The following is a 24462-nucleotide window of genomic DNA, read 5'->3' on the forward strand; positions in this document are numbered from 1 at the left end:
CACCGCCCCAAACCACCCACCCTGCCCCGACGCGTCTGCATCAACGACCCGCACCAAAAAACCATCCTCAACCTGTCTCACACAGGTTGACAAATACCGTTTAGGGCAGATTTCGGCAGAATCTCCGTCGAATTCGTTCGGGACGGATGGCTGGTCGACCTCGTGTCGCCGGAGGTCGCCGACAGAGTGGAAGCCGACCAACGTGGAGCAGCTCTGGATCCACGGCGGCATCCTCACTCGGTGTCGAAGCTGGCCGTGGCCTGCCGCTGGCTCTCGGTGTGCCAGTTTCTCAGGTGATGCCGGCCCGCCGGCGCGACTCCGCGTGCTCGCCCATGCGCGCGCTCGACTCCCTGGTGAACTGCTTCCAGGCGTCGAGCTTGCCGGGCAGGATCGGCACGAACAGACTGATGCTGTCCATGACTCATCCTCCCTTAGATCTTTTTTCCAGCGCATGTTTCAGTCCCGAGTTTCGAGTCCCGAGTCCCGAGTCCCGACGGGCTCAATCACCGACCAGCAGAATCTTGCCCACGTGAACGGATGCCTCCAGCCGCCGGTGTGCCTCGGCGGCCTTCTCAAACGGAAAAATGCTGTCGATCACCGGGCGGAAGCGGCCGGATTCGAGCCAGGGCCAGACATCCGCCCTGAGGGCCTGCATGATGGCCGCCTTCTCCTCGAACGGGCGGGAGCGAAGGGTGGTACCCCAGTACCGGCCGCGCTTCTGCATCAGATGGAACGGATTGAAGTCGGCGTTCTCGCCGCTCTGGTTGGCGATCACCATGATGCGGCCGTCGACCGCCAGTGCCGCCACGTTGCGGGCCGCGTAGGAGCCGCCGATGATGTCGAGGATCACGTCGGCGCCGCGCCCCTCTGTGGCGGTCTGGATTTCGGTGGGGAAATCCTGCTCGCGGTAGTTGATCAAGATTTCCGCGCCCAGGCTGCGGCACACCGCCAGCTTCTCGGCTGAGCCGGCCGTCACGGCCACCCGCGCGCCAGCGAGCACGCCCAGCTGGATCGCGGTGGTGCCGATGCCGCTGGTGCCGCCGTGCACGAGCAGCGTCTCCCCGGCGGCCAGCCCCGCGCTCAGGAACACGTTCGACCACACGGTGGCCAGCGCCTCCGGCAGGCCCGCCGCCTCGACGAGGTCCATGGAGTCGGGCACGGTCAGGGCCAGGTCCTCGTGCACCACGGCCTCGGTGGCGTAGCCGCCGCCGGCCAGCAGGGCACACACCCGGTCGCCGACCGCGAACCGCTTTGCCCCGGCGCCGACTTCACTGACGACTCCGGACACCTCCAGGCCGGGCCACTGCGGCGCCCCGGCCGGCGACGGGTAGCTGCCCAGCCGCTGCGCGACATCCGCCCGGTTCACGCCGGCCGCGGCGACCCGAATCCGGATGTCGCAGGGCCCGATGGGCAGGTCGTCCACGGTGGTGAGGGTGAGGGCATCGGGGCCGCCGGGGGTGTCTACGATGATCGCGCGCATCGGGTCAGCCTACGCGCGTGCACTTTGCGACGGATCCACCACTGCGCGGTGGTTCGGTCTGTGGAACCCGGCCACCGAATCTACGATGGTAGACAGGGGCGTGGCCGTAGCATGCCGTGGTTCGTACGCACGTGATCCGCAATGACGCGGAGATTTTCTGATGGAGGCTTATTTCAATGACGTCTGAGTCCACCCGCACCGGGAAATCACCGGCAGACAGCACACTGGACGCTTTCCTGGGCGACTACTACGAGCACCTGGCCGGGGAAGACCGGCAGAACTCCGATGGGGGAACCCTCCGCGAGCGGGCCGTCCAGCATCGTCAGGTCGCCCAGAGCCGCACCCCCGGCACCCCGAACATCGAGATCCGGAACGAAGCCGGCCGCAGCATCGTCTACATCGTCACCGACGACATGCCATTCCTGGTCGACTCGGTCACCGCCGAGCTGGTGCGCCAACACTCGGCCATCCACCTCGAGGTGCACCCGCTCCTCGTCGTGACCCGCGACCGGAACACCAACGAGCTCCTCGGCGTCACCCGCGTGCACGGCGGCGACGGCGCCCGGCCCGGTGACGTCGACGAGACCGTCACCCAGGTCGAGTCGTGGATCGCGATCGAGATCGAAACCGCCAACGACGAGGCGCGGGCTGCTCTGGTCGCCGGGCTGGCCACGGTCCTCGGCGACGTTCGCGCCGCCAACGAGGACTGGCAGGCCATGCGAACGAAGGCCGTGGAGATCGCCGACGCGCTCGGTGATGTCGCCCACGCCGAGGGCATCCAGGAGATCAAGCAGGCGCAGGAACTACTGCGCTGGCTCGACCGCGACAACTTCACCTTCCTCGGCTACCGGGAGTACGACCTGGAGACCGTCGACGGAGAGGACGTGCTGAGCATCCGTGACCGCAGCGGCCTGGGGCTGCTGCGCTCCACCGAAGACGGCCACCAGATTCAGCACCTGACGGATGCCGGCCGGCTCAAAGCGCGCGAGCGCAGCGCCCTGGTGATCACCAAGGCGAACTCGCGTTCCAGCGTCCACCGCCCGGCCTACTTCGATTACATCGGGATCAAGACTTTCGATGCGGACGGCAACGTGCGGGGGGAGCAACGCTTCATCGGCCTGTTCGCCGCCACGGCGTATACGAGCTCGGTGCGGGACGTGCCGATCCTGCGCGAAAAGGTCGACGCCGTGATGGACCAGGCCGGGTTCCCACCAGGGTCGCACAGCGGCAAGGAACTCCTCGGCATCCTGGAAACCTACCCCCGCGATGAGCTGTTCCAGATCGACGTGCCCACCCTGTTCACCACCACGCTGGCCATCCAACGTCTGCAGGAGCGGCGGCGCACCCGGCTTTTCCTCCGCCCGGATGTCTACGGTCGGTTCATGACCGCGCTGGTCTACTTCCCCCGCGACCGGTACACCACCGCCGTGCGGCTGCGGATCGAGAAGGAGCTGCGGGACACCTTCCACGCCGAGTCCGTCGACTTCGAGGCCCGAATGACCGAGTCCGCGCTGGCCCGGCTGTTCTTCCGCATCCGGTTGCAGAAGAACGACACGGTCGGTGTCGTCGACGCCGTCGCACTGGAGCACCGGCTGGTGATGGCGGTGCGGTCTTGGCCCGAGGGGATCGGCGAGAAACTGCGCGCGAGTCACCCGCTGGACGAGGCGGAGCGCCTCTCCGAACTCTGGTCGGAGGCGTTCCCCGCCAGCTACCGGGTGGATTACGAGCTCGAGGAGGCCGTGCAGGACATCGGGCGATTCGAGGCCGGCGCCGCGGCGGCCGCCGCGGCGGAGGCCGCCGGGACCGGGCCGATCCGGCCGGCGCTGAACGTGTATCTTCCGACCGGCACGGGCGCCGGTGACACGGTCATCGACGCCGACGACGGAAGCACCGCGGGACGCGGCGTCACGGTGGAGGACGCCCGGATCAAGCTCTACATGATGGAGCCCAAGAGCCTCAGCCAGATCCTGCCGTTCCTGCAGAACCTCGGCATCGAGGTGCTCGACGAGGTGCCCTTCGAGATCGAGACCGCCGACGGCCGCGCGTTCTACCTCTATGACCTGGGCTTGAGCTACCCCGAGGGCGTGGACCCGGTTGCGACCGGCGCACTCCTCGCCGACTCCTTCGGCGCCGCCGTCAGCGGGGCCATCGAGTCGGACGGCCTCGACCGACTCGTGCTGCGGGAGGGCATGCCCTGGCACCGGGTCGTCATCCTGCGCAGCTACGCCAAGTACCTGCGCCAGGCCGGAAACACCAACTCCTACGGCTTCATCGCCGATACCCTGCTGGCCAATCCGGCCGTCACCCGAGGGCTGGTGGCGCTCTTCGAGGCGCGGTTCGATCCGGACCTGGCCGAGCCGGAGCGCATCCGTCGCAGCCAGCAGGTCAAGGATGAGCTGACGGCGGCCATGGAAGCGGTCACCACGCTCGACGCCGACCGGGTGCTGCGCACCCTGATCAACCTGATCGAGTCCTCGCTGCGCACGAACTTCTTCCAGGACAAGCCCTACCTGAGCATCAAACTCGACCCGACCTCGATCGAGCTGTTGCCGTTTCCGCGACCGAAGTACGAGATCTGGGTGTACTCCCCGCAGGTGGAGGGTGTCCACCTCCGCTTCGGCAAGGTGGCCCGCGGCGGGCTGCGCTGGTCGGACCGGCGGGAGGACTTCCGCACGGAGGTGCTCGGCCTGGTCAAAGCGCAGACGGTCAAGAACGCGGTGATCGTGCCGACCGGCGCCAAGGGCGGTTTCTTCGCCAAGCAGCTGCCCGATCCGGCGCTGGACCGCGCGGCCTGGATGGCTGAGGGCATCGAGAGCTACAAGACCTTCATCCGGGGGCTGCTCGACCTCACCGACAACTTGGTGACCACGGCGGACGGGGAGCAGCTCGTGCCCCCCGCCCGGGTGGTGCGCCACGACGACGACGATTCCTACCTGGTCGTCGCGGCCGACAAGGGCACGGCCACCTTCTCCGACATCGCCAACGGCCTCGCCGCCGAATACGGTTTCTGGATGGGCGACGCCTTCGCCTCCGGCGGCTCGGTCGGCTACGACCACAAGGCCATGGGCATCACCGCCCGCGGTGCATGGGAGTCGGTCAAGCGCCACTTCAGCGAACTGGGCGTCGACACGCAGGCCGAGGACTTCACGGTCGTCGGCGTGGGCGACATGTCCGGCGACGTCTTCGGCAACGGCATGCTGCTCTCGGAGCACATCCGTCTGCTGGCGGCCTTCGACCACCGACACATTTTTTTGGACCCGACTCCGGATGCCGCGCGCTCCTTCCAGGAACGAGCGCGCCTCTTCGCCCTGCCGCGGTCGTCGTGGGCGGACTACGACACCAGCCTGATCAGTGCCGGCGGCGGGGTCTTCCCGCGCCAGGCCAAGGTGGTGCCGATCTCCGCCGAGGTGCGCGCCGCACTCGGGCTGCCGGACGGGACGGTGCGGCTGAGCCCGCCGGAACTGCTCCGCGCCATCCTGACCGCCCCGGCCGACCTGCTCTACAACGGTGGCATCGGCACCTATGTGAAGGCCAGCGGCGAGACGGCCGCGCAGGTCGGCGACAAAGCGAACGACGCCATCCGGGTCGACGGCCGGGAGCTGCGGGTCAAGGTCGTCGGCGAGGGCGGCAACCTCGGGATGACCCAGCTCGGGCGCATCGAGGCGGCCCTCACCGGCGTGATCCTGAACACCGACGCGATCGACAACTCCGCCGGGGTGGACTGCTCCGACCACGAGGTCAACATCAAGATCTTCGTCGACCGGATGGTGGCCGCCGGCAAGCTGGCCGAGTCGGAGCGGTCGGAGTTCCTCGCCTCCATGTCCGACGAGGTGGCGCGGCTGGTGCTGGAAGACAACGTCGACCAGAACATTCTGCTGCTCAACGACCGGGCGAAGGTGACCACCTGGAGCCCCAGCTACGAACGGCTGATGGACTGGCAGGAGGCCTCGGGCGACCTCAAGCGCGAGCTGGAGGCGCTGCCCACCACGGCGACGCTGCGGGAGCGCCTCGAAACGGGCCAGGGCCTGACCTCACCCGAGCTGTCCGTGCTGGCCGCCTACGCCAAGATCGATCTGGCGACCACGCTGCGGGACAGCGACCTGCCCGACGACCCCTGGTTCGGCCGAACCCTGCGCCGGTACTTTCCGGTGCAGCTGTCCGAGCGCTTCGACGCCGAGCTCGACACGCATCCGCTGCGCCGCGAGATCATCGCCACCGTCGTCGCGAACGACATGATCAACCTCGGCGGCGTGACCTTCGCCTTCCGGGCCATGGAGGAGACCTCGGCGAACCAGGCCACGGTCGCGAAGGCGTTCGTCGCGCTGCGGGAGATCTTCGAAATCGACGTGCTCGTCGCCGAGGTCAACGCCCTGCCGTCGTCGTTCCCGACCAAGCACTGGACGTCGATCCACCTGGACATCCGTCGCCTGCTCGACCGGGCCGTGCGCTGGCAGGTCAACCAGGGGGCGTCGCGACCGGTGGGCGAGGTGGTGGCCCAGTACAAACCGCAGATGGACCTGATGCGGGCCCACCTGGAGGATTACCTCAAGGGCGGCGACCTCAAACGCGTGCAGTCCCTGCTGGAGACCGCCCAGGAGTGGGGCGTTCCGGAGAACCTCGGTCGCCGGTGGGCAGAACTCTTCGAGGCCTTCGCCCTGCTGGACGTGGCGCAGATCTCCGCCCAGGTCGATGAGCCTCTGGCCGACGTCGCCGGCGTCTACTACACGGTCTACGATCGATTCCGGGTGGACAACCTGCTGGAGCGCATCACCGTGCTGCCGCGCAAGGACCGCTGGCAGGCCCTGGCCCGCGCCGCCCTCCGCGACGACCTGTACTCGACGGTCGCCGATATGACGCGGGCGGTGCTGAAGGAAACGCATGCCGGCCACGCCGACGCCCGACTGCTTGCCTGGGAGGCGCTCAACGCTGAACAGCTGGGACGGGCTCGCAGCGTGTTCGAGGAGGTCAACGCCCTCGGTCAGGACGACATGGCGTCCCTGTCCGTTGTTGTGCGGCTACTGCGCTCGATCGTGCGCCGCTGACCTGCCGGCTGCGGGCATCCGTCGCAACGCGCTGCGCGCTGCTCGCTCGCTGCCACCCACTACTACTGCCCGCTGCCACCGCCCGTTTGGGGCTAACTCAGGAGAATGGTGAGCCTGATGAGTGTGGGCCGGCATCGGCCGCGGAATCACGAGGCGGGTGCCGGCCGGGCGCGGGGATCTCCTGAGTTAGCCACAATCCGTGCTGCCAAAAACGGATTCTGACCGCATCGGCGGCGCCGCTCGCCGGATGTCCCGGGCGGTCTTTCCGGGTCACGACCTAGTGGCCGCGGGCGATCCATTCATCCAGATGCCCGGCCTCGGCGCCGATTGTCGTCGACTCGCCATGGCCGGTGAGCACGACGGTGCTCGCCGGGAGCATCAGCAGCTTGCCCTTGATCGAGGCGAGGATCGTGGGGAAATCGCTGAACGACCGGCCGGTCGCGCCGGGTCCGCCGTGGAACAGCGTGTCGCCGCTGAAGACAGTGCCGAGCGCGGGCGCATAGAAGCAGACGGCGCCGGGGGAGTGCCCGGGCGTGTGCAGCACCTCGAGTTCAATACCGGCCACCCGGATGCGCTGGCCGTTCTCGAGCGGACGGCTCGGCGGGGCATCCGGGTAGACCCGGTCCCACAGCATCATGTCGTCGGGGTGGAGGTAGGTCGGCGCGGTGTGCGCGGCCTGCACCCCGGCGACGGCACCGATGTGGTCGTCGTGCGCGTGCGTGCAGAGGATGCCCACCAGCTTGCGGTCGCCGACCGCGGCGAGGATGGCGTCGACGTCGTGGGCCGCGTCGACCACGACGCACTCGTCGTCGTCGCCGATGATCCAGACGTTGTTGTCCACGTCCCAGGTGCCGCCGTCGAGGCTGAAGCTGCCTGAGGTGATGAGGTGTTCGATCCGCGCCGTCATCAGAGCACGACCACGGAGCGCAGCACGTCGCCGCGGGCCATCTTCGCGAAGGCCTCCTCGATGTGTCCGATTCCGATTCGTTCACTGACGAACTCGTCCAGCGGCAAGCGGCCCTGCAGGTAGAGGTCGGTCAGCATCGGGAAGTCGCGCTCCGGCAGACAGTCGCCGTACCAGGACGACTTCAGAGCACCGCCCCGGCCGAACACGTCGAGCAGCGGGATCTCCAGCATCATCTCGGGGGTCGGCACGCCCACCAGCACGACGGTGCCGGCCAGGTCGCGGGCGTAGAACGCCTGCCGCCAGGTCTCGGGACGCCCGACGGCGTCGATCACGACATCCGCACCGAAACCGCCGGTCAGTGCCTGCACGGCCGCGACCACGCCGTCCTCGTCGAGGCCGGCTGAGTCGATGGTGTGGGTGGCGCCCAGCGTCTGGGCGGTCACGAGCTTCTTCGCGTCGCGGTCGATCGCGATGACGACGGATGCCCCGGCGAGCCGGGCCCCGACGACCGCCGCGTTGCCCACGCCGCCGCATCCGATCACGGCGACCGAGTCGCCCCAGGTCACGTTGCCCGTGTTCATGGCGGCCCCGATGCCGGCCATGATGCCGCAGCCGAGCAGTCCGACGACCGCAGGGTCGGCGGCAGGGTCGACCCTGGTGCACTGCTTCTCGTGCACGAGGGTCTTCTCGGCGAATGCGCCGATGCCGAGAGCGGGGCTGAGCTCGGTGCCGTCGGTGAGGGTCATCCTCTGGGTGGCGTTGAAGGTGTTGAAGCAGTACCAGGGCTCGGCGCGCTTGCAGGCGCGGCAGTCGCCGCAGACGGCGCGCCAGTTCAGCACGACGAAGTCGCCTACGGCGACGTGGGTTACGCCCTCGCCGACGACGCTGACCCGGCCGGCGGCCTCGTGGCCGAGCAGGAATGGGAACTCGTCGTTGATTCCGCCCTCACGGTAGTGCACGTCGGTGTGGCAGACGCCGCAGGTCTCGATTTCGACGACGACCTCACCGGGAGCGGGGTCGGGGATGACGATGTCGACAAGCTCCACCGGCGCGCCCTTCGATCGAGCGATGACGCCTTTAACGGTGATCGACATGGGACTCCTCTGGGTTGGTGCCCGGACAGGCGGTGGTGGAACCCAACTACACTACCTAAACTCCCTGCCCCGCCCTGTCTCACCAACTCGACGGAGAGTGTGCCAGAGAGAGCCCGTTTCGGTCCGAAACAGGCTCGTAGAGACAAAATCACAGTCAAATTCGTTAGGGGTTCACGGTGCGGATGTCGCGCGCGGAGCCACGCAACCGGCCGAGGCGAGACCGGTTATGCGAACTCCTGGCAGTGATCGCACCACCAGTCGCCGCCGACCGGCGCCATCGGGTCATAGCAGGAAGCGCAGGTCGGTGTGGGGAGCACTTTGTCGTCGTTCATTCGGAGTTCAGTTTCGATTCTGCAAACGAGTTCCCCAGCCCAGAGAAGGGCATTCGCAAGCTTCCAGTGTAGGCAGACCGCGACCCGGATGTCTAGGAAAATTGACAATTTTGACTACGAACTTTCAAGTATCGCAACGGATGCGCTCGGTGCGGCAGCACTCGCTCCGGCACCGGATCGGTGCTGTGACACCCCCGCTCGGGACACCTGACGTCGGCCGGGTTCTGGACCCCGGGCTGCGTTCCGGCCGGCACGCACCACCATCGGCCGGCTGTCGACGGTGCCGACGGTGCCGACGGTGCCGACGAGCGCCGCGACAGCCGTGAGCTTCGTGGTCCTGCTGTCCAAGTCGGTGTCGTTTCTCACCGGGCGGGGGCTCAGTCTGGTCTTCACCTGCCTCCGTTGACACCCCCGGGGGCCCGGTCTACCGTGACTGGTGTTCGAGCGCGGTCTCCGCCAACCGAGCGGTTGTGACGAGTCTTGCGACTGCTCCTGAGCACGGGAGTTCTCTGATGGGCGCAGTGGGTTTGCTGTACGTGGGGGCCGTTCTCTTCATCAACGGCCTGATGCTGGTGGGGGTGATTCCAGGCAAGTCGGCCGGAATCCTCAACTTCTTCGTCGGCGGGATGCAGGTGATCTTCCCGACGCTGATCATCCTGGGAGCCGACGGCGACCTGTCCACCATCTTCGGGGCGTCCGGGCTCTACCTCTTCGGCTTCACGTACCTCTTATGTAGCGATTCTGCAGTTCACGGGCATCAGTGGGGAGGGCCTCGGCTGGTTCTCGCTGTTCGTGGTTTTCTGCGCCACGGTCATCGGCATTCTTCAGTTCACCCTGCTGGAGGACCCCGTTTTCGGTGTCATCTGGCTCATCTGGGCGGTGCTCTGGTTCCTTTTCTTCCTCGTGCTGGGCCTCGGCAGGGGGTCTCTGACCCGCACGACCGGCTGGTTCACCATCTTCATCAGCCACATGACCGGAACGATCCCCGCGTTCCTGCTGCTGCTCGGTGAATACGACACCAACACGGGCTATGCGCTGATCGTGGCGCTCGCCGCCGCGCTGTCACTGGGGGTGGCGTGGGTGCTGGGGCACGGCCCCGTCCCCTCGCGGCAATCGACCGAACCCGCGGCGTCGACCCGGCCCGCGGCGTCGACCCGGCCCGCCTGAGAAGGGAACGCAACCTCCATGCCCATCTACGAGTTCCTGTGCGCCGACTGCTTGAGCTTTGAGCTGATTCTTCCGATGGGCACGGCGCCGGATGTCGTGGCCTGCCCGACCTGTCGGGGCGACGCCCGGCGCCGGATCACCGCCCCGCATATCTCCCGGACGGCTTCGTCGGCGTTCGCGCTGATCGACGCGGCCAATCGCAGCGCACACGAACCGGCCGTCGTCGATTCGAAGAAGCCCGGGGTGCGCACGGGCCAGACCCCGCGCTACACGTCCAATCCGCTTCATCAGAAACTGCCGCGGCCCTAAGCAGTCCGGTCCGGCTCGACCAGTACAGGAGACGACATGCCCAAGAAAATATTTCCCCTGGATTCCAGCAAGAAATTCGAGGACCAGGAGCTCGTCGGCCACAACCGATGGCACCCGGAGATTCCTCCCGTGGCCACAGTCAAGCCGGGAGAATCGTTCCGGGTCGACTGCCGGGAGTGGTTCGACGGTGCGATCGTCAATGACGACTCGGCCGACGACATCCTGAATGCACCGCTGATGACGGTGCACAAGCTCAGTGGACCTTTCGCTGTCGCGGGTGCTCAGCCGGGAGACCTGCTCATCGTTGACATCCTCGATGTCGGCCCGATCCCGCAGGAGGATGCCGGACCCCTCGCCGGGCAGGGCTGGGGCTATACCGGCATCTTCGCCAAGAACAATGGCGGCGGTTTCCTGGTCGACCAGTTTCCGGATGCCTACAAGGCCATCTGGGACTTCACCGGCCAGACCGCGACCTCCCGCCACGTACCCGACGTCTCCTTCACCGGCCTGATCCACCCGGGTCTGATGGGCACTGCGCCGTCGGCCGAGCTGCTCGCGAAGTGGAACAAACGCGAGGGTGACCTGATCAAGACGAACCCCAACCGGGTTCCGCCACTGGCGCTGCCGCCCGAGCCTCAGTTCGCGGTGCTCGGCAGCCTCGCCGCATCCGAGTTCGACCGGGTGGCCGGCGAAGCGGCTCGCACCGCCCCGCCACGTGAGAACGGCGGCAACCAGGACATCAAGAACATGTCCAAGGGCACCCGCATCTTCTACCCGGTGTTCGTCGACGGAGCCAACCTGTCTCTCGGCGACCTGCACTTCTCCCAGGGTGACGGTGAGATCACGTTCTGCGGCGCCATCGAGATGGGCGGGTTCATCGACCTGCGGGTGGACCTCATCAAGGGCGGGATGGACACCTACGGCGTGAGTGAGAACGCGATCTTCATGCCCGGTAACGTCGACCCTCGGTACAGCGAGTGGCTGGCGTTCTCGGGGACCTCGGTGACCCTCGACGGAGAGCAGCGCTACCTGGATTCGCACCTGTCCTACCAGCGGGCCTGCCTGCACGCGATCGACTATTTGGTGAAGTTCGGCTACAGCCCGGAGCAGGCGTACATCATCCTCGGCGCCGCACCGATCGAGGGCCGGCTGTCGGGGGTGGTGGACATCCCGAACTCCTGCTCCACCGTCTACATCCCCACGGCGATCTTCGACTTCGACGTGCGGCCCTCCGCCGCCGGGCCGCACCAGATCGATCCAGGCATCGGCGCACCAAGGTCGAACAACAAGTGAGGGTGAGCTAGCGGCACGACACTACCCATACACGGGGCGCCCGGTCCAGCGGATCGGGCGCCCCGCTTTCGTTCTGGTCAGGGTGTGTATCTGGTCAGCGCGAGGGTTCCAGTCGCACCAGCACCGCCTTGGAGACGGGGGTGTTGCTGCCCTCCGCGGTGGAATCCAGGGGCACCAGCACGTTGGCCTCGGGGAAGTAGGCGGCGGCGCAGCCGCGGGCGCTCGGGTAGGCGACGAGCCGGAGCCGCCGCAGCACACGGTCGACGTTGTCGCTGAACTCGCTGTGCACATCGACGAGCATGCCGCTGATCAGACCCAGCTCCGCGACATCCTCCGGGTTGACGAAGATGACCTGGCGGCCGTTCTTGATGCCCCGGTAGCGGTCGTTGGGGCTGTAGATCGTGGTGTTGAACTGGTCGTGCGAGCGCAGCGTCTGCAGGAGCAGACGCCCCGGCGGCCGTTCGAGGGGCTCGAGTTCGTTGACCGTAAGCAGGGCCTTGCCGCTGGGGGTCGGGAACGTGCGCAGGTCGCGCGGAGCATGGGGGAGGGAGAAACCTTCCTGCTGGCGGATGCGCTGGTTGAAGTCGGCGAAGCCGGGAATGACGTGCGAGATGTGGTCACGGATGATGTCGTAGTCGCTCTCGAAACCGGCCCAGTCGATCGAGGCGGTGCCGTCCAGGGCGGCCCGGGCGAGGCGCGACACGATGGCCACCTCGGAAAGCAGCTGATCCGACACCGGTGGGAGCAGGCCGGTGGACGAGTGCACCGCGGAGACCGTGTCCTCAACCGACACGAACTGCGGGCCGGTGGCCTGCAGGTCGATTTCGGTGCGGCCCAGGGTCGGCAGGATCAGCGCCTGCTCGCCGACCACCGCGTGGGACCGGTTCAGTTTGGTGGAGATCTGCACGCTCAGCGCCGTCTTCTGCATTGCGGCCTCGGCGACGACGGTGTCGGAGATCGCGCCGACCAGGTTGCCGCCCAGGGCGATCCAGACCTTGACCAGGCCGCCCTGCATGGCGCGAATGGAGTTCACGCTGTCTAGGCCGTCCACGCGGGGCGGGTCGAACCCGAATTCTCGTTCCAGGGCATCCAGGAACACCGGTGGCATCTTCTCCCAGATGCCCATGGTGCGGTCGCCCTGCACATTGCTGTGCCCACGGATCGGGGACGCGCCCGCGCCGGGCTTGCCTATGTTGCCGCGCAACAGGAGCAGATTGATGATCTCCCGGATGGTCGGCACGGCCTTCTTGTGCTGGGTGATGCCCATCGCCCAAGTGATGATGACCCTTTCCGCCCGCAGATACCGGTCGGCCAGTTCGTCGATCTCGGCCGCGCGCAACCCCGTGGCCGCCAGGACCGCATCGTCATCCTGGTGGGCGAGGTGCTCGCGCAACTCCTCCAGACCGACACAGCTCTCACGCAGGAACTCATGGTCGAGCACGGTTCCGGGCCGGGCGGCCTCGGCGTCGAGCACCCGGCGGGAGAGGGCCTGCATGAGGGCCATGTCGCCGCCGAGCCGGATCTGCAGGTACTGGTCGGCCATCACGGTTCCGGCCCCGACGACGCCCCGCACCCGCTGCGGGTTCTTATAGCGCATCAGCCCGGCCTCCACGAGCGGGTTGATGGCGACGATGGCGGCGCCCGCCTCCTTCGCCTCTTCCAGCGCCGTGAGCATCCGCGGATGGTTGCTACCCGGGTTCTGTCCCATGATGATGATCAGGTCCGCACGGGCGAAGTCGGCGTAGGTGACGGTGCTCTTGCCGATCCCGACGGTCTCCGCCATCGCGTGGCTGGTCGACTCGTGGCACATGTTCGAGCAGTCCGGCAGGTTGTTCGTGCCGAACGCGCGCACGAACAGTTGATAGAGAAAGGCAGCCTCGTTCGACGTGCGGCCGCTCGTATAGAAGGCCGCCTGGTCGGGCGAGTCCAGCCCGCGGAGGGTCTCGCCGATCAGGTTGAACGCATCGTCCCAGGTGATCGGCCGGTAGTGCTCGGACCCGGCCGGCTTATGCACCGGCTGCACGAGGCGGCCCTGCATGCCGAGCCAGTACTCCGACTTCGTGAGCAACTCGCTGATCGGGTTCTGGGCCCAGAACTCGGCGGGAACCGTGACCGGGGTGGCCTCCCAGGTCACCGCCTTGGCGCCGTTCTCGCAGAATTCGAATATCTTGCGCCGATCGGGATCCGGCCAGGCGCAGCTCATGCAGTCGAAGCCGTCTCGCTGGTTCATCGCGGTCAGTGCCTTCAGGCTGCGGGGCACACCCATCTGCCGGAAAGCCGGCCCCATCGCATGGGTGACGCCGGGCACCCCCGCCGCCCACTCCCGGGGTGTGCCGACCTTGATCTTGTCCTCGTCGATATCGTCAATGCTGCTCATACATCGGTAGTAGCATCCCTTGCCGGGAGCGGCAAGGCATATGCGACGCGCCCTCAGTCCGAAATGGGTCCAACGAATCCCCCCATCGGTCACTACGAGGTCAGAAATGACCGTACCGTTGATATGTGGTCTTCGAGCATCGGACTTGAAGAGTGTGGGGGCCACGCACACGAAAGGTTTTTCTAGCTTGAGCGACGAATGCATCCATGGACTCGAGGGTGGCCTCTGCGCCAGCTGCTTCCCGAAGGCCGCTCCCGAAATCGTGCCCGGCGTGGCCACCCGCGCCAGCCGGAGCAAGTCGACGGGACGCGCACCGTCGCTTCGCAGTTCGCCGTCACCGCGCACCGTCACCCTGGGCGGACCCAACCCCACCCTGAGCGCGAAGACCGCTACCGCGAAGCCGGCCACCGCCAAGGCTGCCAGCACCGTGAAGCCCGTCAGGAGCACGAAATCCTCCCACGACAACGTCGGTGAGCAGCGGATCTACCACGTCACCCACATCCGTAACCTCGCCGGCATCCTGAACAGCGGGCGCCTGCTTGCCGACGCGAGCGACGCCTGGACCGCCCGGCCGGCCGTCGACCTGTCGTCGGCACCGCAGCGCGCGGCCCGGCGTGCCGCGCTCGTCGCCGGAGACGACAGCGCGAGCGTCGCCTGCTACGTGCCGTTCTTCCTCTCGCCCAATGCGCGCCTGTGGGACAGCCTCCTCACCGAAGCCAACGATCCGCGCCTGTCGCCGGAGGCGCACCGCTCCCCGACGTACGACTTCGTCATTCTGGTCAGCACGGTCAAGAAGCTCCTCGACGCCCAGGCCGGCGCCGAGGAAACCGTCGCAGCGAGCGTCGCGGTGACCAACGGGGATGCCGCCGGGGCCCTGACCAGGTTCGGCGCTGCTCCCGAGACTGCCGACCGCATGCTGCGTTCGCTGCGCGCCGATCAGGAATCACAGAAGATCCGGGAGGCGGAGCTGCTCGTCACCGAGTCGTTCCCGTTCGAGTTGGTCACGCTCGTCGGCGTCGCCAACGACAAGGTGCGCGACGCGGTGCGCACGATCCTCGCCGCCGCGGCGCACAAGCCCAAGGTCGTCGTGTACCCGCCGTGGTTCCACGCCGTGGAGGAAACCGCAGCGCCCTAGCCGGTCAGACGTCCGGAGCACCCTCTCGCCCCGGGCCTGCCCTGCCCTGTCCGGTTCTGTCCGGCGCTGCCCTAGTCTCGGGGAATGGGTAGACGACAGGGCCGCTCGCGCGTGCCGATCGGTGTTCTCGTTCTCGGAGTACTCGGCTTCGCCTGGGTGCAACAGTCTGGATTCCTGGCGACCGAGTTCGAGAGCCTGCTGAGCTCGGTGAGCCAAGGCTCCGGCCAGAGCACCGGCGAGAGCACCGGTCCGGTGGCGACCGTGGCGGACGGCGCCGTCGAGGCAGCGGTCGGCGGCATCCCCGCGCGACCGAGCGGAGCCGTCCCGATGACCGTGGAACATGTGCACGATGGTGACACGCTTTTTCTGCGAACGGACCAGCCGAACGCCCTGGTGGCGACGACGGATGCCGTCAAAGTACGACTGCTCGGAATCGATACGCCGGAGGTGGGGGACAGCGCCGAATGCTTCGGCGATCAGGCCACGGAGCAGTTGCGGGCACTCCTCCCCGATGGCAGCCGCACCTGGGTCACCGCCGACCAGGACCCGACCGACCGATACGGCCGTAGCCTGTTCTATCTCTGGACCGAGGACGGGCGATTCGTCAACTACGAGCTCGTCGCCGGCGGCGCCGCCGAGTCGCTGATGATCCCGCCGAATGACGCGCACTACCCGCTGCTGCGTACGGCCGAGGACGCCGCAACGACGGCGGGCGCGGGCCAGTGGGGCGCCTGCTGATGCGCGGCGCCGTGCCACCGATATCCCCGCCCGTCGTCGCCCGCGCGTCGTCCTCAGCGCGTCGTCCTCAGCGCTTCGCCCGGCGCGGCAGGACCAGCCAGACCGCCACGATGACCAGAAGCACCGCGGCCCCGGCCACCTGACCGGCCGTTCGGCCCAGCACCACGTCGAAGACCAGCAGGGTGGTGCCGGCGAGGATCACGGCGACACCGACCAGTGTGGCCCGCACGAGCACGTCGGCGATCCGCACGATCTGCTTCATCGCATGCTTCCCGAAAAGCAGCCGGTGAAGGCTGACCGGCCCGAGCGCCAGAACGGTGGTGGTGGTGGCCGTGGCGACAAGAATCAGATACACGGTCAGTTGGTACAGGTCGAGTTCGGTGAACCGCGGTTGGAAGGCGAGGGCGAGCAGAAAACCACCCACGATCTGGGTGCCCGTCTGGGTGACCCTGAGCTCCTGCAACAGCGAGAGCCAATTGCGGTCGAGGCGCTGGACATCCGTTTCGTTGCGGCGGGGCGCGGATGCCGGCTCCGTCGCCGTGGGTTCCGGTGGTCCTGACAGGCTCATGCCCCGATCGTAATGCGCTTTGCGAAAACGTGATCGCACGCGGCGAGCACGGAACGGGCGAGGTCAGGCGCGCACCCTCAGGATCCACTTGCGCAGTTCCTCGACCCACAGCACGACGGATGCCATGCCCACGCAGACGGCCCAGTGCAGAGGGTCCATCGGGGTGGTGCCGAACGCGGTCTGCAGGAGCGGGAGTTCGACCACGGCCACCTGCAACAGGATCGCAAGCAGGATCGCCCCCCACAGCCACGGATTCACGAACAGCCGGTGAAACGCGGTGGTCAGCTCGGAGCGCGCGTTGAGCGTGTTGAACAGCTGGGCGAAGACCAGGGTGGTGAACCCCGCGGTGCGGGCCACGGTGAGGCCGTCGGTGCCGGGTTCCAGCGCCGGCAGCAGCCCGCCGGGCAGGAACAGGTCGATCGTGGCGAGGGTGACCACCGCCATCACCAGGCCGGTCGACATGATGCCCACCCACATGCGCAGGTCGATCATACGGTCGTTGATCCCGCGCGGGGGGCGGGCCATCACGTCGTCGATCTCCGGGTCGACGCCCATCGCCAGGGCCGGACCGGAGTCGGTGATCAGGTTGATCCAGAGAATCTGGGTGACCAGCAGGGGCAGCACCACGGTCTCGCTGCTGGCGCCGGTCAGGCCCAGCACCCCGGCGAGGAGCACGCCGAGGAACACGGTGAGCACCTCGCCCATGTTCGAGGACAGCAGGTACCGCAGGAACTTCTTGATGTTCTCGAGAATGACCCGGCCGGCCCGCACCGCGGCGACGATGGTGGCGAAGTTGTCGTCGACCAGGATCATCTTCGCGGCCTCCTTGGTCACCTCGGTGCCCGTGATGCCCATGGCCACGCCGATGTCGGCGGACTTCAGGGCCGGGGCGTCGTTGACGCCGTCGCCGGTCATCGCCACGATGTCGCCGTTGGCCTGTAGGGCGTCGACGATCCGCAGCTTGTGCCGCGGGGAGACGCGGGCGAACACGGATGTGCCGCGCACCGCCTCCCGCAGCCCCGGCTCGTCGAGGTGGTCGAGGTCTGCTCCCGCCAGCGCCGTCGCCCCCGGTTCGACGATCCCCAGGTCGCTCGCGATCCGCGCGGCCGTGGCGGGGTGGTCGCCCGTGATCATGATCACGCGCACGCCCGCCCGGTGGGCTTCCTGGACGGCTGACGTCACCTCGGCGCGGGGCGGGTCGATGATGCCGACCACCCCGGCGTAGATCAGGCCCTGCTCGTCGGCCTCGTCCAGCGGGGCCGTGTTCTCGTCGGCGCGGCGGTAGGCGACACCCAGGGTGCGGAAGGCCTGGGCCGAGAGCGCCTGGATGTCGGCGAGCAACCGTGGCCGCTGCTCGGCGGTCAGAGGTACGACCGTCTCGCCGACCTGCACGTAGGCGCAGCGCTCGAGCAGCACGTCGGGCGCGCCCTTGCTGAAGATGCGCAGACTGCCGTCGCCGGTCGCCTGGTGCAGGGTGGACATCATCTTGCGTTCCGAGGTGAAGGGCATCTCACCCCGACGTTCGAACCGGGCCATGTGCTCGGTGGTGCCCTCGAGTTTGGCCGCGGCCACCAGGAACGCGGCCTCCGTGGGGTCACCCTGGATCTCCCACTCGCCGTCCTGCTCGGTCAGCTGGGCGTTGCCGGCGAGGGAACCGACGCCCAGCACCAGCTGGGCCTCAAAGCGGAGTGCCGGGTCTGTGAGCGGCTCGGCGCCCTGGCGCAGTTCGCCCTCGGGGCGGTAGCCCACCCCGGTCACGTCTACCCGGCCGGAGGCGGTCAGCAGCTGCTGGATCGTCATCTCGTTGCGGGTCAGCGTGCCGGTCTTATCGCAACAGATCACGGATGCGGAGCCCAGGGTCTCCACGGATTTCAGGTTCTTGACAACGGCGTTCTGCCGCGCCATCCGTTGTACCCCGATGGAGAGGATCACCGACAGGATCGCCGGCAGCCCCTCGGGAACGGCTGCGACCGCGAGGGATACCCCGAGCAGGAACACGGTCACGAAGTCGGCGGGCGTGGACACGCCCTGCACGAGCACGACGGTGAGCATCACGACCGTGGCGATCGCGATCACGACGACGCTGAGCAGCCTGCCGATGTGGCCGATCTCGGTTTGCAACGGGGTGGGGTGAGCCTCGGTGCGGTCAAGCATCGTGGCGATGGCGCCGACCTCGGTGTCCATGCCGGTTCCGGTGACGATGCAGCGGCCGACGCCCTGGCTGACGGCGGTGCCCTTGAAGACCATGTTCAGGCGATCGCCGAGGGCGGCCGCGGCGGGAAGGGTGCGCGGGTTCTTGGTGACGGCCTCGCTTTCGCCGGTGAGGGAGGCCTCCGCGATACGCAGCGAACTCGCCTCGGTGAGGCGGGCATCCGCCCCCACGCTGTCGCCCTCACCCAGAACCAGCAGGTCGCCGCGCACCAGGTCAGTGCTGGGCACGGTGGCGAGCAGGCCGTCGCGGAGGACGGTCGAGGATGCCGCTGTCATGGTGGACAGGGCGGCCACGGCGTTGTCGGCGCGCGCCTCCTGCACCAGGCCGAGCACGGCGTTGAGCACTACGATCACGGCGATCACGATGGCGTCCACGGGCAGGCCGGGTGCCCCCTCGATCAGCCAGGCGCCGAACGACACCGCGGTGGCGACCAGCAGCAGGTAGATCAGCGGGTCGTTGAACTGGGCCAGGATCCGGCGCCAGAACGGCACCGGGCGCACGCCGCGCAGCTCGTTCGGGCCCTCGGCCGCGAGGCGACGCGCGGCTTCGGCGCCGGTGAGGCCCCGGGCGGCGTCGGTCTCGAGCCGGCGGGCGATCTCGGTGGCATCGGTAACGGCGGGATCGACCGCGAGACGGTCGATCGGGTTCGGTTCTTCCGATTGAGCTGATTTCTCCGATTGAGCTGATTTCTCCGATTGAGCAGACGCGTCCATCGGGTGGGTTCCTCGTTTCCGGGAGTGCCGGGTCGGTCTGGCCCGCGGCTTCACCCAGTGTAGAACCGGGGCCGGGCGGCCGACGCCGATCCCGTAGGTCACGTAGCCCTCGAAGTCTCCGGCCGGAGCGTAGCGGGTGATCGCGTCGTAGTCGATGAAGGCGGGCGGCGCCGAGTCGACGCTCGACTGGCCCTGTTCGGTGTGCGCCTGCGCCGCGGTGAAGACGACCCGCAGGATGCGGCTGGTGCCGGGCATGGGGATCGGCAGTCCGCTGGCGTCACCGTCGAGTTCGGGCACGAACTCCAACGCGTAGCCGGGGAACCCGCCCCTGAAGCGGAAGCTCATCTGATCGTAGGGCGGCGTGTCCGACGGATGCGCCCCCACCCCGATCGTGGACAGGGTGCGCAGATGGGTCTACACCTCGGCCGGCTCCGCGACAAGGTCACCGGGCGGCACGGCGGGTGCGACGTCACGCGCGTGCGCCGACTCGGTATCTGCGACTCGTCGGTCGGCGAGCCAGGTGTCCAGCGCGGCGGCGGAAACCGGCTGCGACAGGTGGAAGCCCTGCGCGAAGTCGCAGCCGAAGCCGACCAGCTGGTCGTAGGCGGCGCCGCTGTCCACGCCCTCGGCCACCATGCGCAGCCCCAGACTGTGGGCCAGCGCAATCGTCGAGGACACCAGGGTCGCGGCTCGGGCATCGCCGGCCATCGGGAAGACGAAGGATCGGTCGAGCTTGAGCTCGTCGATGGGCAGATCGCGCAGGTAGGCGAGCGAACTGTAGCCGGTGCCGAAGTCGTCGACGGAGATGCGGATGCCCTGCTCGCGTAGCCGGGTGAGGATGCCGCGGGCCCGGCCCCGGTCATTGAGCAGGAATTCCTCGGTGATCTCCAGGGCCAGGATCGACGAGGGCAGACCGCGGGCGGCGATCATGGCACCGATCCGGTCCGGCAGTTCCGTGTCGACCAGTGAGCTGGCCGACAGGTTCACGGCGATGGTCAGCGGACGCCCCTGCGCCTGCCAGAGCACCGCCTGGTCCAGCGCCTGCCGCAGCACGACCTGCGTCAGAGTGTGCATCAGCCCGGCCTCCTCGATGATCGGCACGAACTGATCGGGCGGCAGCAGGCCGCGCTCGGGGTGGTTCCAGCGCACGAGGGCCTCGACGTCCCGCACCGCCCCGCTGCCGAGGTCGACCTTGGGCTGATAGTGCAGCACCAGCTGCTCATCGATGAGAGCGAGGCGCAGTTCGGCCAGGGTGCGCAGCCGGGTCTCGCCATGGCTGTCGTCGTCGCTGTCGTACACGTGGTGGCCACTGCGGCTCGTTTTCGCCTTGTACATGGCCATGTCGGCCTTGCGGAGCAGCGCCGTCAGGTCTTTGCCCTGGTCGGGATAGAGGGAGATCCCGACACTGGCGCTGGTCTGCAGCGTGATGCCCTCCAGAATGAACGGCTCGGCCAGCGCGGCACGCAGTTTGACGGCCACCGTCAGGGCATCCTCCCGCGCGGAGTCCGTGAGCAGGATCGCGAACTCGTCGCCGCCGAGGCGGGCCAGGAGGTCGCCGGCACGCAGCTGCCGGTTCAAACGGATGCCGACCTGGATCAGCAGCCGGTCACCGACGTCATGGCCGAGGCTGTCGTTGACCTCCTTGAACCGGTCAAGGTCCAGCAGCAGCAGGGCATTCTTCCGGCCCTCGACCGCGGCCAGGCGGGTGGGCACGTCCGCGTTGAATGCGCGACGGTTGCGCAGACCGGTGAGGTCGTCCGTTCGCGCCAGCAGGTTCAGAACCCGTTGCCGGCCGGCCAGCGGCACCACCGCCAGTGTCATGGTTGCCCCGGCCAGGACCACGGAGAGGTTTGACACCGTGACCTGGCTGGCGAGGATCAGAACCCCCAGTCCGGCGATCGTCGACACCATCGGCACGGCCAGAGCGGACACGGTTGTGGCCGTGGCCCTGCGATCCCGCACCGGGCGCGGGAGGGAGGTGCTGTCCACCCAGAGCGCAATCAGTACGACCCCGATGTTCCAGGTCGCGTCGAGTGGGGTGCCCACCCTGTACAGGTCACCCTGCAGCGCGAAGACGGTGTCGGCGCCGGCGAAGACCACCAGGCCGGCGACGAGGAGCATCCAGCGCTTGCCGGCATCCGGGCCGTGCGACGCCACGATCCCGGCGATCGCCGCCACCACCAGCAGGTCGAGCGCCGGATAGGCGGCCGCGATGACAGCGCCGAGGCTGAGCGGGTCCGCGGCGGCGGAATCGAAGACGGGGCTGAGGATGACGGCCAGCACTGCGGCGGCACCCAGCGAACCCACGGCGGTGTCCAGGAAGACGGACCAGGCCGATCCGCGCAGTTGCCGGTTCACGAGCACCGCCAGCGCCCAGAGCAGGAGCAGGTAGAACAGCAGATAGCCGATGTCGGCCGGCGAGGGGAACGGTATCGCACCGTCGGCATCCGTGATGACGAGGGAGTAGCTGTCCGCCAGGGCGTTGGCCGCCAGAGCGGCGGTGGCGAGGCCCACCTCGATTTGCCCGCGCCCGACCCGGTAGACGGCGGCGCAGCCCACGAGCACGGGTGCCCACACCGAGAGCATGGCGAGCCAGCCGTCGACCAGCGGGCTGAAGTCATCGCCCTTCAGGGCCAGACCGAGGGTATAGGCGATGACCAGGACCAGCATGAGCGTCAGCGCGCCGAAGCGGAACCGCTCACGGGTGCTGCCGGTCATGGCAGGGCCGCCGCGCTCTGCCGGGCGGTCAGCCACTCGTCGAGTGCCGCGGCGGAGATGGGGCGTGACATGAAGTATCCCTGGGCGAAGTCGCAGCCGTAGCGCACCAGCTCGTCGTAGGCGACGCTGTTCTCCACGCCCTCGGCGACCATTTTCAGGCCGAGGCCGTGCGCGAGGTCGATCGTGGAGGCCACCAGCGCGGCGGCCCGGGCGTCGTCGGCCATCGGGAAGATGAAGGACTGGTCCAGCTTGAGCTCGTCGATGGGCAGGTCACGAAGATAGGCGAGCGAACTGTATCCGGTGCCGAAGTCGTCGACCGAGATCCGGATACCGCTGGCGCGCAACCGAGTCAGGATGTCCCGGGCTCGGTCGCGGTCGGCCATCAGGAAGTCCTCGGTGATCTCGAGCATCAGCGCGGTGGGCAGAAGCCCGCGGGCCGACAGCATGGTGCCCACCCGTTCGGGCAGATCGGCGTCGATCAGCGAGCTGGCGGACACGTTCACCGCAACCGTCAGGGTGCGGGCCTGGGCCGACCAGAGCACGGACTGGTCCAACGCCTTCCGCAGAACTTCCTGGGTCAGCGCGTGCATGAGGCCGGCCTCCTCGACCAGGGTCAGGAACTGGTCGGGAAACAGCAGGCCCCGCTCGGGGTGGTTCCAGCGCACGAGGGCCTCGACGCCGGAGACGAATCCGGTCTTCAGGCAGATCTTCGGCTGGTAGTGCAGAACCAGCTGGTCCTCGGTCAGGGCGAGGCGCAACTCCTGCAGGGTGCGCAGCCGGGCGTCACCGTGGCGGTTGTCCGCGCTGCGGTAGACGTGGTGGCCGCTGTGGGTCGCCTTCGCCTTGTACATCGCCATGTCGGCCTTGCGCAGCAGTGCGGTCAGGTCATCGCCCTGGTTGGGGTAGAGGGCGATTCCGATGCTCGCGCTGGTCTGCAGGGAGATGCCTTCCAGAGTGAACGGCTGGGCCAGGGTGGCCCGGAGTTTGTTGGCCACCGCCTCGGCCTCCACCTGGTCGGTGTGCTCGAGCAGGATGGCGAACTCGTCGCCGCCCAACCGCGCGAGCAGGTCACCGGACCGCATTCCTTCCAGCAGACGACGGCCGACCTGCACGAGCAACCGGTCGCCGGCGTCGTGCCCGAGGCTGTCGTTGACCTCTTTGAAGCGGTCCAGGTCCAGCAGCAGCAGCGCCCGGTTCCGGCTCCTGTCGTCGGCCAGTCTCGACGAGACCTCGGCGTACAGCGCACGCCGGTTCGGCAGACCGGTCAGTTCGTCGGTCTTGGACTGGCGACGCAGGGCCACCTGCCGGGAGACCAGGGGAACGGCTGCGAGGGCCAGGGTCGCCGCCGCCAGCCCGACCGCGATGTGGGGAACCGGCGTCTGGCTGGCGAGGAGCAGCACACCCAGGCCGGCTGCGGTCGACACCGCCGGCAGCGCCAGGGCCGCCACGCCGTTGGAGGAGTTGTTCTGAACCAGATCGGGCCGCGACGAGGCATCCGCCCACACCGCGATCAGGGCCAGCCCCACGGCCCAGCCGGCGTCCAGAGGAGTGCCGAGAACGTACCTGGTTTCGAGCATGGCGAAGACGAGGCCGGTCGACGTGAAAATCAGCAGGCCGAAGACGAGGAGGACCCAGCGGCGGCCGGCAATCGGGCCCTGCGAGGTGGTGAGCGCGACGACGACGGCAACCAGCAGCAGGTCGAACAGCGGGTAGGCGACGGCGGCGGTGATGGCCGCGTTCGCCCCGGCCGCGTCGAGTGCACTCGCCATCGGGCCGAGCAGCACCGCCAGCACCGAGGCCGCGCCGAGTGCACCGATGGCGCTGTCCAGCACCACCGACCAGACCATGCCGCGCAGCTGGCGGCGCACCATGATGACCAGCACGGCCAGCATGAGGGCGAAGAACAGCAAGTAGCCGACCTCGCTCACGCGGGGGAACATCTCGGCGCCCCAGATCAGCATCCACAAGGAGTAGGAATCGACGATCGCGATGATGGTGACCGCCGCGGCCGTGAGTAGGAGTTCGGGATGCCGGAATCGCGTCAGACCGTTGGCCGCGATCCGCACTCGGCTCCGCGAGCGCTTACGCATCACGGCGGCCCAGCACACGACGACCAAGGACAACTTCAGGAGGGACGCCAGCCAGCCGTCGACGAAGAGGTGGAACCCGTCGTCGGGCATCAGCAGGCCGATGACGTAGCTGCCGAGGAACACGGCCATCAGCCAGGCGGGCCAGGAGGCGCTCCTGGTGAAGAAACCTCGAATTAGGCGGCCGTAGGGCGCCCCTGAATTCACCTGCACGGAACCCCCACGTTATCAATAGTTAGATTAGCAGCGGCGGGGGCAGGTGAATCAACCCTTCCGCGCAAATGGGGGTG

15 protein-coding genes and 1 pseudogene are annotated in these 24462 nt (G+C 68.0%); 7 read left to right on the forward strand and 9 right to left on the reverse strand.

The features are described from left to right. Positions 1 to 289 precede the first annotated feature (289 nt). Together E3O62_RS17310 and E3O62_RS05460 are read right to left on the reverse strand one after the other, a co-directional pair. Complete coding sequence (locus E3O62_RS17310) at positions 290 to 418, reverse strand: hypothetical protein (protein ID WP_255570051.1); 129 nt, start codon at positions 416 to 418, stop codon at positions 290 to 292. An 81-nt stretch (positions 419 to 499) separates the two neighbouring features. Beyond that, positions 500 to 1480, reverse strand: a complete 981-nt coding sequence (locus E3O62_RS05460; RefSeq protein WP_134397809.1) for an NAD(P)H-quinone oxidoreductase — start codon at positions 1478 to 1480, stop codon at positions 500 to 502. Between the two features lie 176 nt (positions 1481 to 1656). Between E3O62_RS05460 and E3O62_RS05465 the strand changes: the two genes are divergently transcribed. Then, positions 1657 to 6522 (forward strand): NAD-glutamate dehydrogenase, encoded by a 4866-nt coding sequence (locus E3O62_RS05465; RefSeq protein ID WP_134397810.1) that lies wholly within the window; start codon positions 1657 to 1659, stop codon positions 6520 to 6522. A gap of 277 nt (positions 6523 to 6799) precedes the next feature. On the opposite strand, the gene E3O62_RS05470 is transcribed toward E3O62_RS05465, so the two are convergent. Both E3O62_RS05470 and E3O62_RS05475 read right to left on the reverse strand, forming a co-directional pair. After that, a complete protein-coding gene (locus tag E3O62_RS05470) occupies positions 6800 to 7429 on the reverse strand; it encodes an MBL fold metallo-hydrolase (protein ID WP_134397811.1) in 630 nt (209 codons plus the stop codon). Beyond that, the gene (locus E3O62_RS05475; RefSeq protein ID WP_134393553.1) at positions 7429 to 8523 is read right to left on the reverse strand and encodes an S-(hydroxymethyl)mycothiol dehydrogenase; all 1095 of its coding nucleotides are present in this window, start codon (positions 8521 to 8523) and stop codon (positions 7429 to 7431) included. The genes E3O62_RS05470 and E3O62_RS05475 overlap by 1 nt, the downstream gene beginning before the upstream one ends. Before the next feature lie 898 nt (positions 8524 to 9421). Between E3O62_RS05475 and E3O62_RS17315 the strand changes: the two are divergent. From E3O62_RS17315 to fmdA, 4 genes and pseudogenes are all read left to right on the forward strand, one after another. Then, positions 9422 to 9523: pseudogene (locus E3O62_RS17315) on the forward strand (transporter); the annotation flags it as partial. A 118-nt stretch (positions 9524 to 9641) separates the two neighbouring features. Continuing rightward, complete coding sequence (locus tag E3O62_RS17320) at positions 9642 to 10022, forward strand: AmiS/UreI family transporter (RefSeq protein ID WP_255573739.1); 381 nt, start codon at positions 9642 to 9644, stop codon at positions 10020 to 10022. An 18-nt stretch (positions 10023 to 10040) separates the two neighbouring features. Continuing rightward, the gene (locus E3O62_RS05485) at positions 10041 to 10331 is read left to right on the forward strand and encodes an FmdB family zinc ribbon protein (protein WP_134397812.1); all 291 of its coding nucleotides are present in this window, start codon (positions 10041 to 10043) and stop codon (positions 10329 to 10331) included. Between the two features lie 36 nt (positions 10332 to 10367). After that, the gene (gene fmdA, locus E3O62_RS05490) at positions 10368 to 11624 is read left to right on the forward strand and encodes a formamidase (RefSeq protein WP_134393557.1); all 1257 of its coding nucleotides are present in this window, start codon (positions 10368 to 10370) and stop codon (positions 11622 to 11624) included. A gap of 94 nt (positions 11625 to 11718) precedes the next feature. Here the strand turns inward: fmdA and E3O62_RS05495 are convergent, their stop codons facing one another. Further along, positions 11719 to 14001: an FdhF/YdeP family oxidoreductase gene (locus tag E3O62_RS05495; protein WP_134393558.1), complete on the reverse strand. Its 2283-nt coding sequence runs from the start codon at positions 13999 to 14001 to the stop codon at positions 11719 to 11721. Positions 14002 to 14188: 187 nt separating this feature from the next. Between E3O62_RS05495 and E3O62_RS05500 the strand changes: the two genes are divergently transcribed. Both E3O62_RS05500 and E3O62_RS05505 read left to right on the forward strand, forming a co-directional pair. Continuing rightward, positions 14189 to 15136 carry a DarT ssDNA thymidine ADP-ribosyltransferase family protein gene (locus tag E3O62_RS05500; protein ID WP_166786422.1) on the forward strand — a complete coding sequence of 316 codons (948 nt, stop codon included), beginning with the start codon at positions 14189 to 14191 and terminating at the stop codon, positions 15134 to 15136. 84 nt (positions 15137 to 15220) lie between these two features. Beyond that, positions 15221 to 15874, forward strand: a complete 654-nt coding sequence (locus tag E3O62_RS05505; RefSeq protein WP_134397814.1) for a thermonuclease family protein — start codon at positions 15221 to 15223, stop codon at positions 15872 to 15874. Positions 15875 to 15941: 67 nt separating this feature from the next. Here E3O62_RS05505 and E3O62_RS05510 read toward each other — a convergent pair whose 3' ends face one another. From E3O62_RS05510 to E3O62_RS05525, 4 genes are all read right to left on the reverse strand, one after another. Then, positions 15942 to 16442, reverse strand: coding sequence for a DUF6328 family protein (locus E3O62_RS05510; RefSeq protein ID WP_134393561.1), 501 nt, complete (start codon positions 16440 to 16442; stop codon positions 15942 to 15944). Positions 16443 to 16505: 63 nt separating this feature from the next. Then, the gene (locus E3O62_RS05515) at positions 16506 to 19712 is read right to left on the reverse strand and encodes a cation-translocating P-type ATPase (protein WP_241973339.1); all 3207 of its coding nucleotides are present in this window, start codon (positions 19710 to 19712) and stop codon (positions 16506 to 16508) included. Between the two features lie 69 nt (positions 19713 to 19781). Further along, positions 19782 to 22121, reverse strand: a complete 2340-nt coding sequence (locus E3O62_RS05520; protein WP_166786423.1) for a bifunctional diguanylate cyclase/phosphodiesterase — start codon at positions 22119 to 22121, stop codon at positions 19782 to 19784. Beyond that, on the reverse strand, positions 22082 to 24385 hold the full coding sequence (locus E3O62_RS05525; protein ID WP_134397816.1) for a bifunctional diguanylate cyclase/phosphodiesterase: 2304 nt from the start codon (positions 24383 to 24385) through the stop codon (positions 22082 to 22084). Before E3O62_RS05525 ends, E3O62_RS05520 begins: the two co-directional genes overlap by 40 nt. Positions 24386 to 24462 lie beyond the last annotated feature (77 nt).

Origin of the sequence: Cryobacterium sp. TMT2-15-1, from assembly GCF_004402345.1 — a bacterium.
Taxonomy (GTDB): Bacteria; Actinomycetota; Actinomycetes; order Actinomycetales; family Microbacteriaceae; genus Cryobacterium; species Cryobacterium sandaracinum.

Excerpts from the sequence above, each read along its gene's own strand:
- E3O62_RS17310 (WP_255570051.1), bottom strand. The coding sequence starts at position 418 with ATGGACAGCATCAGTCTGTTCGTGCCGATCCTGCCCGGCAAGCTCGAC.
- E3O62_RS05465 (WP_134397810.1), top strand. The coding sequence starts at position 1,657 with ATGACGTCTGAGTCCACCCGCACCGGGAAATCACCGGCAGACAGCACA.
- E3O62_RS05515 (WP_241973339.1), bottom strand. The coding sequence starts at position 19,712 with ATGAGCTTCCGCTTCAGGGGCGGGTTCCCCGGCTACGCGTTGGAGTTC.
- E3O62_RS05505 (WP_134397814.1), top strand. The coding sequence starts at position 15,221 with ATGGGTAGACGACAGGGCCGCTCGCGCGTGCCGATCGGTGTTCTCGTT.
- E3O62_RS05495 (WP_134393558.1), bottom strand. The coding sequence starts at position 14,001 with ATGAGCAGCATTGACGATATCGACGAGGACAAGATCAAGGTCGGCACA.
- E3O62_RS05475 (WP_134393553.1), bottom strand. The coding sequence starts at position 8,523 with ATGTCGATCACCGTTAAAGGCGTCATCGCTCGATCGAAGGGCGCGCCG.
- E3O62_RS05485 (WP_134397812.1), top strand. The coding sequence starts at position 10,041 with ATGCCCATCTACGAGTTCCTGTGCGCCGACTGCTTGAGCTTTGAGCTG.
- E3O62_RS05510 (WP_134393561.1), bottom strand. The coding sequence starts at position 16,442 with ATGAGCCTGTCAGGACCACCGGAACCCACGGCGACGGAGCCGGCATCC.
- E3O62_RS05460 (WP_134397809.1), bottom strand. The coding sequence starts at position 1,480 with ATGCGCGCGATCATCGTAGACACCCCCGGCGGCCCCGATGCCCTCACC.
- E3O62_RS05470 (WP_134397811.1), bottom strand. The coding sequence starts at position 7,429 with ATGACGGCGCGGATCGAACACCTCATCACCTCAGGCAGCTTCAGCCTC.
- fmdA (WP_134393557.1), top strand. The coding sequence starts at position 10,368 with ATGCCCAAGAAAATATTTCCCCTGGATTCCAGCAAGAAATTCGAGGAC.